The organism is Actinomadura macra NBRC 14102 (genome assembly GCF_001552215.1).
In the GTDB taxonomy this organism is placed as follows: domain Bacteria; phylum Actinomycetota; class Actinomycetes; order Streptosporangiales; family Streptosporangiaceae; genus Spirillospora; species Spirillospora macra.
In genome coordinates this window covers 137,894-149,974 of record NZ_BCQT01000004.1, presented here as the reverse complement: position 1 = coordinate 149,974, position 12,081 = coordinate 137,894, and the positions used below count along the sequence as shown (strand labels likewise).

Sequence of the window (12,081 nt, the reverse complement as noted above, 5' to 3'; positions counted from 1 at the left end):
TCGTCTGCACGGAATCAGAACTTCTCACGCTCGTCGACAAAGTCCAACGCGTCATCGACCACGATCACGATGGCATCCGTATCTACCGCGTGCCCGCAGGCTCCTTCCGCAGCGTCCGAATGCTCGGCACAGCTCAGCCGCTCCCACATGACGACGCACTGATCATGTAGCAGGCCGGCAGCGCAGTGACCGGCCGGGTCGCACGCTCGGCGGTGTGGCGTCGTTCCTCAACATCGATGATCGCGGGTGCTTCCGGTGGTGGTTCCTGCTCCCGGCGTCCGTCGTCCCCGGACCTGATCTCGGTTGCAGTTCAGCCCGGGTGACTTAAGCCTTGGCTTTCGCCCGGTCGTAGTGGCGGGCGGCTTTGGCGCGGTTACCGCAGACGGCCATGGAACACCAGCGGCGGGTGCCGTTCTTGGTCGTGTCATGGAAGTGCAGCACACAAGCGTGGTGCGCACAGGATTTGACGCGGTCGGGGCTTGCGGCCAGGAGCCGCAGGCAGTCGGTGGCGGCCAGCCAGGATGGCAGCCATGCGGGGGCGTCGGTTCGCGGGTGCTCTTCTGGGCCGCCGGGGCCGAGCCGGTAATGCAGTGCGCCATGTTCGAGGACCTGGTTGAGCGCGTCCACCGTTTCGGGGGAGGGCGCCTGGTCTACGAGCGCCAGAAGGATCTCGCGGGTCTGCACGGTGGCATCGAGCGTTGCCCGGTCGGCCGCCGCCCGGTCGTCCAGTCCGGCCGAACGCAGCCAGATGGCCAGCCCGCCGGTGGAGTCGAGCAGGTCGTGAAGGACGCCGTCGTGGATCCACCGCGTGTTGAGCAGGTCGAGGAACAGCGGCTCCCCGACGAGCGGACGGGGATCCGCAACCTCCTGCCGCGACCGGCGCTCCGACTGCACACCTCGATTCTACCCGGCTAACGCGACTTAGCCGGTTGACGATCACCGGCTAACCGCTTATCTTCAAATAGCCAGTTAGGACGAGTCGGGCGTGCAAGCCTGGGATGACGAGGTATGCCATGGAGACGAACACCATCAAGGCCCTCCAGACGGGACACGTGGGACTGAACGTGACCGATCTGGACCAGTCACTGCCCTTCTACGTGCGCGTCTTCGGGCTCGACGTACAAGCCGAAGGACAGGAGCCCGACCGCCGCTGGGCCTTCCTCGGACGCGACGGGCAACTGCTGCTGACCCTGTGGCAGCAGAGCGACGCCCCCTTCGCGACCGGATCGGCGGGCTTGCACCACCTGTCGTTCCAGGTCGAGTCGATCGAGGAGGTCCGCGCCGCCGAATGGGTGCTGCGTGAACTGGGCGCCGAGTTCGCCTACGACGGCGTCGTCCCGCATGGCGAGGGAGTCTCCTCCGGCGGGATCTTCTTCACCGACCCCGACGGGATCCGCCTGGAGATCTACGCACCCACCGGCGCCGACACCGCGGCCGCCCCCAGCGGATCAGCCCCGACCTGCGGCTTCTTCTAACCCTCCCGGCTGATAGGAAGGAGGCCGCTGTGGCGGCCGACGTCTACCACCAAGGCGAGCGAGCCGTCCGGCGGCGTGCCGGCCTGGACGATCAGGGCGAGCTGTCCGCCAGCGCCGTCCGCGCACAGATCCCCGAGGTGGCGCGCAAGTTCCTGCTCCAGCAACCGATGCTGGTAGTCGGAGCCGCCGACGACCGGGACCGGATGTGGGCCATACTGCTCACGGGACGGCCCGGTTTCCTGCGCGCCGAGGACGACGGCGTCCTCGCCATCGACGCCCGTCCCGGGTCGGGTGACCCGCTGCACGACCGGCTCGCCGGGCCCGCGCCGGTCGGCATGCTCGCCATCGAGCCGGCCCGGCACCGCAGGATGCGCATGAACGGACGTGCCGTCCCGACCCCGCACGGCATGCGCGTCCGCCTCGATCAGGTCTACTCCAACTGCCCTAAATACATTCAAAAGCGCGAATCGCACTGGGTGCCGACCACCGCGGCCCAGCCGAAACGGACCCGCGCGTTGACCGGAGACCAGCAGCAGTGGATCGCCGGCGCCGACACCTTCTTCATCGCCACTGCCGACCGCGACGGCAACGCCGACGCCTCCCACCGCGGCGGCAACCCGGGGTTCGTGCAGGTGATGTCACCGACCGTGCTGCGGTGGCCTGACTACGTCGGCAACGCCATGTTCAACACCCTGGGCAACCTGGAGGTCCGGCCCGAGGCTGGGCTGCTGTTCTGCGACTGGCGTACCGGCGCCGTCCTGCATCTGTCCGGCACCGCGCGGACCGACTGGGACCACACGCACACCGCCGCGGTGCCCGGCGCACAGCGGCTGGTCGAGTTCAGCGTCACCGACGTCATCGAGATCGTCGGGGCCAGCCCACTGCGCTGGAGCGAGCCCGTCCCGTCCCGTTTCAACCCGCCCGTACGTCCCGCCAAGGAACCTCTGTGATCCGGGTCGTCCATAACGGCGTCGCCACAGAGTGCTGACGGGCCAGGTTTTGAGCGCGCCCAGCCCCTCCGCCATCTACTCGACTACCACCGCTGCCGCCGCTATCGGCGTCATTGCGCTCATCCTCCTGGTCGAGACCGGTCATCTCCCGCGTCACCGGGTTCTGATGCCACCCGCGGCTGAGACTCGTCCACCGTTGTCGAGCACGTCAGCCGGCTGCCGAGGTTTCCGTTAGCAGCGGCGCGGCTCTGACGTTGTCGGGGTTTTCGGGGTGGTCGGCCGCGTCGACGTGGTGGAGTGGCTGCGATTTTGAGCCGGTGGAGGATTGATGTCGGTGACGGTGGTGTCGGCGATGGCGGCCTGCCTCCCTCGCCCGTTGGCTCCGTTGAGCTTCAGGATGTTCCCGACCACACAGTCAGACCCGGCTCGCGATCTTCGAGTACATCGGAGGCTTCCACGAGCGCAATCGCCGCCACTCCACACTCAGGTGGAAGACCCCACAAGAGTTCGACCAGCACCATCAACTCCAGCCCGTCGGCTCCTCTCCGACCGTTAGGCTCACGCCGTGCCAAGGACACTCGACGTTCGCCGCCATCCGCATCGCCGTACTTCGGAACCTCCAATAGACATAGGATCCCTGGGAGGTTCCGAACTACTTTTGATGCATTTTGCCGGTATTGCGAACTTCGAGACTGTGCCACATGGAACACATTCAGTAGTTTATGCAGGTCAAATGCTGTGGCGTTCGCCCTCACTGGCGGACGAGGATCGCAACTGGCAGTGGCTCGCAACACCGACTCCGACCAGGGGGTGGCAGTTTTGAGCTAGTGAGGTGCCGCGCCCACCGCGATGGCTACGTGCCCCGGGCGGGTGGCGTGGGCTCCGCGAGTGTCTCTGACCCAGCGGCTGCGAGGTCGGTGGCCAGGGATGAGGTGGGCTGACGGAATCGGAGATCCGGCGGTTCGAGTGAATGACACCAACCGGATAATTGCGTTTGCTGCGTATGTTGCGGATACTGCAGATATGACGTCCATCCAGGCGAAGCGCCTGAGCCCGGGCTCGATCGATGCTGATCTGGCCGAGCGGGCCAAGCGGCGAATCGCTGACTACCTCGCCAGCCACCCCGATGCCGAGCAGATCCTGGTAGCTGGCGAGCTTGCAGGTGAGGATGCCCTGGTACTGCCACGCGAGGTAGTTGACATGGTTGCCTTCATCCTCATCCAAGCTGCCCAGGGGCGAGGGGTGAACGTAATGCCGCTCAAGGCTGAGCTGACCACGCAGCAGGCGGCCGACATCCTGAACGTATCCCGCCCCTATCTAATCGGTCTGCTGGAAGACGGCAAGATTCCGTATCGGCTAGTTGGGCGACACCGTCGGATCAAGTACGAGGAGCTGCTCGATTACCAGCGTCGTGACGAAGCTGAGCGTCGAACTGCGGCTGACGAACTCTCCGTACTCGGCCAGGAGTTGGGTATCTAGGTCATGGCCTTCGTCGTGGTCTATGACGCCAATGTGTTGTTCGGCAACACAATGCGGGACTTGTTTATTCGTATTGCCATGAAGCGCACCAGCAGGATCCGTGTCAAATGGACCAACCAGATCCTGGACGAGGTCTTCAGGAACATCAATGTTCGCCGACCTGACATAGGTGATAAATTGCCAAGGGTTCGGGAGTTGATGAACCGAGCGGTGCCAGACGCGTTGGTCACGGACTATTGAGCCGCTGATCGAAGGTCTAAAGCTGCCAGACCTTGACGATCGACATGTGCTCGCTGCTGCGATTAAGGCAGGAGCTCAGATCATCGTTACCGCCAATATCAAGGATTTTCCCAAGGAAAGTCTGGAGCCTTGGGCTTTGGAAGCCAAGACACCTGATGAGTTCGTTCTTGATCAGATCGACATCGACGACCGCAACGTGTGGGCATGTGTCCAAGAAATCGCAGACACTCGGAACAATCCGCCAGAGACCGTGGATGACGTACTGGATGCGTTGGAGCGTGCTGGTCTAGTGGAGGCTGTGGCGGCACTGCGAGCGCCATGAATGGATAGATACACTTTAAGATCCTTGGAATCGATGGTAGCTGTCCGAGCCCGGTTGTCCATTCGTTGTTGGTTCAGGCGGAACCCCGTCAGTGGCGTCCGCCTTCACCGGCGGACGAGGGTCGCAACTCCGTCAAAGGCGTGGACGGCGGCGGCAACTCCGCGGTCGTGGCGTTCGCCTTCACTGGCGGACGAGGATCGCAACTTCGGGCACGTCTTCTTGGTGATCGTGTCCATCGTCGTGGCGTCCGCCTTCGTCGGCGGGCGAGGATCGTAACCTAGTGATCAAATAGGTATCGGTGTTTTGCCGGTCAGGGACCTGTGTGGGCCGGGGGTGGGGGCGTACCGCCGACCTTCTGCTCTCAGGCGCGAGCCCCCTGTTCGCTCGGTGGGGCTCCGTGTATCACGCCAGGGCGTGACGGTTCGGGCCGGAGACGAGTGCGTGTAGGTCTCGCACCGCCGGGTGGTCCCACCGCTCACGGGGTATCGCGTGCAGGACGACTTTCCCGGTCTCGGTGATCATGTGGCTCTGCTGGGTCGGCGGCAACGCGGCGAGGATCTCGGCGGCCTGCTTGGCGCCCGTGTCCGTCCCACCGTTGACCACGGTGCACAGGGCCTCGTGGAGGCGAACGTTGGCGTCGTACTGGTAGTCCAATCGCGGACTGTAGGACAGGACCCGTTCCCTGGCTACATCCGCGGCGGCCTCGTCACCCGCGTGTGCGTAGACCCAGCTTTCGGCGAAGTGCAATTCGTTGCCGGTCCAGTAAGCCGGAATGAGGTCAGCGCACACTTGACCGGGATCCGACTGGTTGAGGACGCGAAGGGCCTGTCGCGCCTCCATGTGCCTGCCCAGCAGGGAGAGCGCCTTGACCTCTGCGGTCCCGGCCTTGGCGCGTCCGATCGAGGACGCGTTGCCTGAGATGTCCATCGCCTTGCGAGTCAGGGTGAGAACAGTCGTCGGGGAGCGCTGTCCGTACAGCCCGAATCCGGCCTCAGACGCGAGGACCACGAGACGTAGATCGAGGTCGCCGGAGGCATCGGCGGCTGCCCTGGCGGTGCGCCACCAGTGGATTGCGCCGCTGTGGTCACCGAGTCGGGTAAGCACGTTCGCGTACAAGATGGACAACCCGGCGGTTACGCGCTGTAGTTCGGTCTTGTCGTCAGCGTCCGCAGTCCGTAGTTGACGCTGGACGGCGACCAGGTCGACTATCAACCCATCGCGGACCTGCGCAGGTGGTCGGGTGCGAATCGCGTGCATGTGGTCCGACATGGTCATGCGCCAGTCGTCGAGATCGCGAGATTCGCTGTCGAGAGTGAGGGCCAGGAGTTGGCGGACGGGTTCTCCGGACGAGCCGAGCGTGCCTACGCTCATTCCCAGCGCGGCGAGTTGTAGTAGGGCGCGGCGCTCCATGTCGTCTTCCCTTGCGTGGAGAGGTGCCGGGATATCCACGCTAGCGTCCGGGTAGAGGGATGGGTTCTCGGTGCCGAACAGGTCTGCCGATGTTGTCTCGTATGCGGTGGTGTAAGCGGTGGCCCAGTCGGTGGGGAAGACGTGGCCCTTTTCGTGTCGGGTGACTTGTTTGGCGAGGCTTTTGACCTTGTCGGTGGGGTGGTGGGTGATGCCGACCGCTTCGCGTAGGCGGCGGGCGGTTTCGAAGGGGCCCCAGCCGCGTGCTTGGCGTTCGGCCTGGAGGCGGACGGCCCATGCGGGGCGCTGCTGGTCGGTCATGACGCCTGACACCCTTCACCGCTGAGAGGGGATCGCCCGTCCGGTGGGGCGCCCTTTCACCTCAGACCATTGTGAACGCTCTGTAACACACTGTGCATGGGGTTTCAGCCAATGAAGCGGCGACGCGTGGCGGCTCGGGTAGTCTGCGCCGGAGGTCAAGCCGCTATGGTGCCCGCATTCACCGGCGGACGAGGATCTCAACTCGACACCTGAAATCGCAAAGGCGGGGCCACTTCAACCCGTCACAACAGCGCGGAACCCGCACCCGGTGAGGCCAGATCAAGCCGGGCGGGGCCAAGTAAGACCGTCCTGACTAGCCAGGGCATCAGTTGCCTCGCCTCGCTCATAGTGCACGGTCTCCGAGGCCAGCGGCGGCCCCAGGATCGAAGTGACGTTCTCGAACCGGCCTGTGTGCGCGTAGATGTTCCCAGCGGCGGTCCGGCAGTGTTCCATCTCCGACTGGTCAGCGCCGAGCTGCCGGAGAGCCAGCTCCACCATGGCCTCGCTCTTACCAATCCCCACCAAGAGCCGGAGCTGAAAAGCCCGGATTCCCTCCCGGTAGGGGTGGGCGGTCTCGAAGCTGTCGGTCACTGCTTGTAGGACGCCCACTCTGATCAGGATGTTGGACACAGACCCGACGAGACCGGCATGCATGGTCGGCTACGCGGTGCTCTAACTCATCAACATTTCTGGCCTGATGATCACCAACTGGTGCCCGAACCGGCCGACAAACGGTGCTGCTTCTCGCTGGCAGAGCCATGCGGTCACGCGTCAGGTATGCCGGAACTGTTGGCAAATGCGGCAAGGCAGCCGGGACTGCGTCAACTCACATGGGACGCAACACCCGCTCGGCAAGGGTGTCACCCGATGGACGGGGCGTCGCAGATTTCGTCACGGCGCTTTCCCGGTTGTCGTGACGGCGGCGGCCTGCGGGCTCCGGTTGCCGGTCAGGGCCAGACGTTATGTCGGATCGCCTGGCGCGCTCCGCCACCGTAGCCCTGGGGACGCGTTGGGGAAAGACCCCCAGCTCGAAGAACTCAGCAGGCCGAACCCCAACCGGGTCGCGTCCGCTCGTGGCGGTGGAGTCTTCCCGGTCGGCCCGGGGCTCTGGACTCTCTACGCCCCGTGCGGGTGCCTCACCGGCCCGCATAGCCTTTTTGCGCTCGGCGGTGCGCTGTTGTCGCGTGCTGGACAGTGCGCAGCCGCCCTCGTTCGGAGGATGCTTGGCCACGCCACTCCACGCCACTCCACGCCGGTACCCACACCTGGTGCGCCGCCCACCGGAGGATCCCATGACCGCCGCTTCCCCAACACTCCTCAGTCCCCGGCTGGTCGCGTTCGAGGCGTCCACCCAACCTCTCCCGAGCCTGGATGGGCTGTTTGTCGGCACGGTCCGCTACGCCGTGCAAACGCCGCCCGAACGCAACGAGTACAAGAAGTCCGCGGGCTCCTCCGACGGCGCCCGCACCTACGACACCACAGCCAGGTAGCCCGCCCGGACGACCGGGCTAGAACGGAACCTCCCCCTGAGCGGCGACAGGAGAGCGGGCGTGCTGACCCTGCGGATCGCCCCCGACGCACCGGCGTCCTGGCACTGGGACGGAGCCGCCTACATCAGTGACGGCGCCGGGCGGGTGACGCCGATCGAGCATCCCCTGGTCGAGCGGCTCGCCGCGAGCGACGGCACTCGCACGGTGATCATCGTGCGTGAGCGTGCGCCCGGCCGGGCGGCTCCGTCCCCCGCGCTCGTGCCGGTCACGCCGACCGAGTTCGATCAGATCACCGCGAACGCCCGGTGCTGGCCGGTCGACCACGTGACGATCGAGACCCGCCGGCACCATCCGGTCCGCGTTACCGCCGGCGCCGCTCGCACGACACCCCTGTTCCTGGCCCACCGGGACGGCACCCTGCACGGCTCGTGGGACATGAGCGATCTCGCCGGGTTCGCCGGGCAGGTCAACGCCAAGGAGGCGACCCGGCTGTTGATCTACCGGCCCCGCTACAGCACCGACACCCCGTTCACCGGGATCCACCGGCTGACCGAGCGGGCGGTCGCGACCTTCGGCGGCGATTTGGTGATCAGCTACCCCGAACCGATCGTGCATGCACGGCACCGCGATCTGGCCCCCGCCGCTGACCAGGACACCGGTGTTTTGGCGGCGTTCACCGCCGGGATCGACGCCGCGCTGGACGCCCGGCCGGTCGAGCCCGCCGCGACGGTGTGTCACCTCACCGGCGGCCTGGACTCCGGCTCGATCGGCACCCGCGCGGCCGCGCGCTGGCCGGGGCAGCTCAACACCGCGACGCTGCTCATCACCGGGCCCGGCCGCGAACAGCAGATCCGCCGCCGCGCCGAGATACGCGACCGGCTGCCCTTCGGACCGCATGACGTGCGCCTGGACACCCGGGGACGGCTGATGCTCGGCCCCGGCTGCCCCCGCATCGCCGGTGAACTGATCAGCCCGTACGACGAACCGTTCTTCGAGCACTTCGGCGAACTGAACAGCAGGATCGCCGCCCTGGGCGCACACACGGTGATCACCGGGATCGGCGGGGACGAGATGGTCGCCATCGGTTCGGCCGAATGCGCGCAGGCCGCCGCCGACCGGGCCGATAGCTTCGACCTGCCCTGGCTGGGGCCCCGCGCGCACGCGGCACTGGAGTACGGCGACGACGCGATCGCGCCGCCGGCCCTGGCGGGTGGGATCACACTGCTGGCCGCCGAGACGGTCGCGCCGCCGCTGCTGCACGCCGGGCTCTGGCCCGTCCACCCCTTCACCCACCGCAGCCTGGTGGAGCTGGGCGACCAATTGCCGTATCACTGGCGCGAGCTGAAGGCTCTGCAACGCCGCCACCTGGCGACGTTCGGGCTCAGCGCCGACGCGTGCAACCCCTCAGAACGCGAGAGCTTCGCCGAGCTGGTGCAGGAGTCCCTGACCGTCAACGGCCCAGGGCTGCTGCGCCGCATCCTGGACGGCGGATCACCCCTGATCGAGTCCGGCCTGCTGGACGCCGACGGCCTGAAAGGCGCCGTCGACGAACTGGAGGACGGCCTCTACCGCGAGAGCCACCATTCCAAGCTGGTCGAGGTGATCACCCTCGACCGCGCGGTCAAGGCGTTCCTGCCGTGAACCAAGCCGACAGGTCCAGCCGCTGGGATCGCCGGGCCATCATGTAGAGCCGAACCCGGGTCCGCTGCTCCTCACGGACCAGCTCGAACCCCTGCGTGCAGTTATAGCGCGCCACTCCCCGCTCGTGGCAATGCCGCCGCACCCACGGCACGTCCAATCGCGCCGCCCGGTCGACGGCCCACCAGGCCATCACGGTCCCCGGCCGACACTTCGGCACGCCGGCATACGGGTCGGTGATCGACCCCGACAGGTACAGAGCGCGCTCAGCGCGCTCGGCGGGAGTCCACCCCCAGGGCGGCCCTTGGTCCTGCACCACCATCTGCCCGATCACACCACGCGCTGGGTCGTCCAAGAGCCACACGTCGCCGGCCTCGTTGGTGCACTGGGCTGCCAAGTCCTCGGCTGCATCCCGCCAGCTCGGCAGGCCGCGCCGCTCCATCCAGTCACACCGGACCGCCACCATCTCGGCGACGGCGGGACGATCAGCGCTCTCAGCCGGACGCATTCGCAGCACCCGGCCATTGTGGCCTACGGCCGGGGTCCCTGCCCCAGGCATCACGTTGGGCTCCGTCCGCATCAGATTCGGTGAGTCGTGTGGCGTCCGCCTTCAGTGGCAGACGAGGATCGCAACGACCAGCGGTCGGCCGAGCAGCCTAGGAGCCCCGCCGTTTGCTCGGCGGGGCTTTGCGAGATCACGCTAGCTTGTGGCGGCTCGGGCCGGTGACGAGGGCGCGTAGGTCCCGTACGCTCGGGCGGTCCCGCTGTTCGAGCGGGACGGTGCGCAAGATGGCCTTCCCGGTGTCGGTGATCATTTGGCTCTGTTGGCCCGCTGGGAGCGTGGCGAGGATCTCGGCGGCCTGCTTGGCGCCGGTGTCCGTCCCACCGTTGACCACGGTGCACAGGGCCTCATGGAGCCGGACGTTCGCGGCGTACTGATAATCGCGAGTTCGGGAGAGAACGGACTCGCGTGCTCTTCCCGTCCTGGCCTCGTCCCCTGCGTACGCGTACACCCAGCTCTCGGCGAAGGGAGCCTGAGACCCGGTTCGTAGGGCCGGGATGAAGTTCGCGCGGAAGTCCTCTCCCTCGTAGCCGACGAGGGTGTTCAAGGCTTGCCTGGCCTCGTCCCGTCTGCCGAGTCGGGCCAGCGCCTTGGCCCGGGTGCCTGCGAGGTCGGCCAGCCAGAAGGACGGTGCGTCTCCCGCGATCCGTTCCGCCGCTTCTATGAGCTGGAGCACCGTTTGTAGGTCGCGTTGACCGTACAACCCGTATCCCGCCTCCTCGCAGCGGACCATCAAACGCAGATCCAGGTCGCCGGAGGCGTCGGCGGCGGCGCGCGCCGTCCGCGACCAATGAATTGCGGCGCCGTGGTCCCCGAGGCGGGTCAGTACGTTCGCGTACAGGAAAGACAATCCGGACGTCACGCGCTGGAGTTCGATTTCGCTCCCGGTGTCGGTCCGTAGCTGACGTTGGATGGCGATCAGGTCTATGACCAGGCCATCCCGGACCTGCGCGGGTGACTGGGTACGCAGCGCGTGCAGATGGTCCGAGACCGTCAGGTGCCAGTCGTCGATATCGCGGGGTTCGCTGTCCAGGGCCAGGGCGAGCAACTGGCGGACGGGTTCCCCGCTTAAGCCGAGGGCGCCGGCGCTGATTCCCAGCGCGGCCAGTTGTAGCAGGGCGCGGCGCTCCATGTCGTCTTCCCTTGCGTGGAGAGGTGCCGGGATATCCACGCTAGCGTCCGGTTTGAGGGATGGTCTCTCGGTGCCGAACAGGTCTGCCGATGTTGTCTCGTATGCGGTGGCGTAGGCGGTGCCCAGTCGGTGGGGAAGACGTGGCCCTTTTCGTGTCGGGTGACTTGTTTGGCGAGGCTTTTGACCTTGTCGGTGGGGTGGTGGGTGATGCCGACCGCTTCGCGTAGGCGGCGGGCGGTTTCGAAGGGGCCCCAGCCGCGTGCTTGGCGTTCGGTCTGGAGGCGGACGGCCCATGCGGGGCGCTGCTGGTCGGTCATGACGCCTGACACCCTTCGCCGCTGAGAGGGAATCGCCCACCAGTGGGACGACCCTGGCCTCACACCATTGTGAGCGTTCCGTCACGCACTGTGCAGGCGTTTACTCAGGGTGCGGGCCCGCGTAGTAGCCGCTTCGCGTGTGACCGACACCTTCGGCGCGTGGCCCCGACCCCAAAAGAGGCGGCCCCGGACGCGGTGACCTCACCACCGGCCGGGGCCTGACCGGAAGAGAGGTCCGGCCTATGGGCACGGTACCGCCGTCGGCGGTTGTGGACGCGGAGAAAGCCGCACTACAGGCGGAGTTCCCGCGCTGGTCGATCATCCACACCACCGACACTGGGCGCTGGTGGGCGACCAGGGTGACCCTTGTCAGCGAGGATCTGTCGCGCGTCGAGGGCGCCACCTTCGACGCCGACACCGCCGAGGGACTGCGTGGCCTGCTGCGCGAGCACGCTGGGGGGTCGTTGTGATGACCTGGTCGCAGGCTCCTGTCGACACGGCGGTGGCGGCTCTGTTGGCACGGCAGGCGGCGCCCGCGCCGGACGTCCGGGTGCCTGAGGGCATCCAGTACTGGTACGGGCGGGCGACCGGGCATTGGTTCGCCGTTGTGCCGTGGCCGTGGCCGTGGCCGTGGCCGTGGGCGTGGTGCGGGGCCCGGCTGGTGGAGGCCGGTACCGAGGGTGCGCTCGCCGTCGAGGTGCGGCGGCTGCTCGTCCACGTCGGCTGGTAGACGCCTGGACGGCCAGGG

The 12,081-nt window shown here is 66.8% G+C and carries 15 protein-coding genes; 9 read left to right on the top strand and 6 right to left on the bottom strand.

The genetic code is table 11. From position 1 onward, the window contains the following. Nucleotides 1-14: 14 nt before the first annotated feature. Nucleotides 15-149, bottom strand: coding sequence for a hypothetical protein (locus AMA02S_RS44610; RefSeq protein WP_281181843.1), 135 nt, complete (start codon nt 147-149; stop codon nt 15-17). Between the two features lie 175 nt (nt 150-324). Beyond that, nucleotides 325-894: a CGNR zinc finger domain-containing protein gene (locus AMA02S_RS05435; protein WP_067452566.1), complete on the bottom strand. Its 570-nt coding sequence runs from the start codon at nt 892-894 to the stop codon at nt 325-327. A gap of 119 nt (nt 895-1,013) precedes the next feature. Here AMA02S_RS05435 and AMA02S_RS05430 point away from each other — a divergent pair, with 119 nt between their 5' ends. From AMA02S_RS05430 to AMA02S_RS43955, 5 genes are all read left to right on the top strand, one after another. After that, nucleotides 1,014-1,475: a VOC family protein gene (locus tag AMA02S_RS05430; RefSeq protein WP_067452563.1), complete on the top strand. Its 462-nt coding sequence runs from the start codon at nt 1,014-1,016 to the stop codon at nt 1,473-1,475. Between the two features lie 29 nt (nt 1,476-1,504). Further along, on the top strand, nt 1,505-2,425 hold the full coding sequence (locus AMA02S_RS05425) for a pyridoxamine 5'-phosphate oxidase family protein (protein ID WP_067452560.1): 921 nt from the start codon (nt 1,505-1,507) through the stop codon (nt 2,423-2,425). Between the two features lie 1,023 nt (nt 2,426-3,448). Continuing rightward, entirely contained in the window at nt 3,449-3,904 is a 456-nt protein-coding gene (locus tag AMA02S_RS05420; protein WP_067452557.1) for an excisionase family DNA-binding protein, read from the top strand. 3 nt (nt 3,905-3,907) lie between these two features. Then, a complete protein-coding gene (locus tag AMA02S_RS43960; protein ID WP_245667363.1) occupies nt 3,908-4,144 on the top strand; it encodes a hypothetical protein in 237 nt (78 codons plus the stop codon). 46 nt (nt 4,145-4,190) lie between these two features. Then, nucleotides 4,191-4,466, top strand: coding sequence for a VapC50 family PIN domain-containing toxin (locus AMA02S_RS43955; RefSeq protein WP_245667362.1), 276 nt, complete (start codon nt 4,191-4,193; stop codon nt 4,464-4,466). Between the two features lie 402 nt (nt 4,467-4,868). On the opposite strand, the gene AMA02S_RS05410 is transcribed toward AMA02S_RS43955, so the two are convergent. Further along, complete coding sequence (locus AMA02S_RS05410) at nt 4,869-6,194, bottom strand: hypothetical protein (protein WP_067452554.1); 1,326 nt, start codon at nt 6,192-6,194, stop codon at nt 4,869-4,871. Between the two features lie 279 nt (nt 6,195-6,473). Further along, entirely contained in the window at nt 6,474-6,824 is a 351-nt protein-coding gene (locus tag AMA02S_RS05405; RefSeq protein WP_157430398.1) for a hypothetical protein, read from the bottom strand. Nucleotides 6,825-7,486: 662 nt separating this feature from the next. On the opposite strand from AMA02S_RS05405, the gene AMA02S_RS05400 reads away from it, so the two are divergent. Continuing rightward, complete coding sequence (locus AMA02S_RS05400; protein ID WP_067452548.1) at nt 7,487-7,684, top strand: hypothetical protein; 198 nt, start codon at nt 7,487-7,489, stop codon at nt 7,682-7,684. Nucleotides 7,685-7,744: 60 nt separating this feature from the next. Then, on the top strand, nt 7,745-9,325 hold the full coding sequence (locus AMA02S_RS05395; protein ID WP_067452545.1) for an asparagine synthetase B family protein: 1,581 nt from the start codon (nt 7,745-7,747) through the stop codon (nt 9,323-9,325). Here the strand turns inward: AMA02S_RS05395 and AMA02S_RS05390 are convergent. Together AMA02S_RS05390 and AMA02S_RS05385 are read right to left on the bottom strand one after the other, a co-directional pair. Next, nucleotides 9,306-9,830, bottom strand: a complete 525-nt coding sequence (locus tag AMA02S_RS05390; protein WP_067452542.1) for a hypothetical protein — start codon at nt 9,828-9,830, stop codon at nt 9,306-9,308. The genes AMA02S_RS05395 and AMA02S_RS05390 overlap by 20 nt on opposite strands. Before the next feature lie 187 nt (nt 9,831-10,017). Further along, nucleotides 10,018-11,016 (bottom strand): hypothetical protein, encoded by a 999-nt coding sequence (locus AMA02S_RS05385; RefSeq protein WP_067452539.1) that lies wholly within the window; start codon nt 11,014-11,016, stop codon nt 10,018-10,020. Between the two features lie 559 nt (nt 11,017-11,575). Here AMA02S_RS05385 and AMA02S_RS05380 point away from each other — a divergent pair. Together AMA02S_RS05380 and AMA02S_RS05375 are read left to right on the top strand one after the other, a co-directional pair. Continuing rightward, nucleotides 11,576-11,803, top strand: a complete 228-nt coding sequence (locus AMA02S_RS05380; protein WP_067452537.1) for a hypothetical protein — start codon at nt 11,576-11,578, stop codon at nt 11,801-11,803. Continuing rightward, entirely contained in the window at nt 11,803-12,063 is a 261-nt protein-coding gene (locus tag AMA02S_RS05375; protein ID WP_067452534.1) for a hypothetical protein, read from the top strand. Before AMA02S_RS05380 ends, AMA02S_RS05375 begins: the two co-directional genes overlap by 1 nt. Nucleotides 12,064-12,081 lie beyond the last annotated feature (18 nt).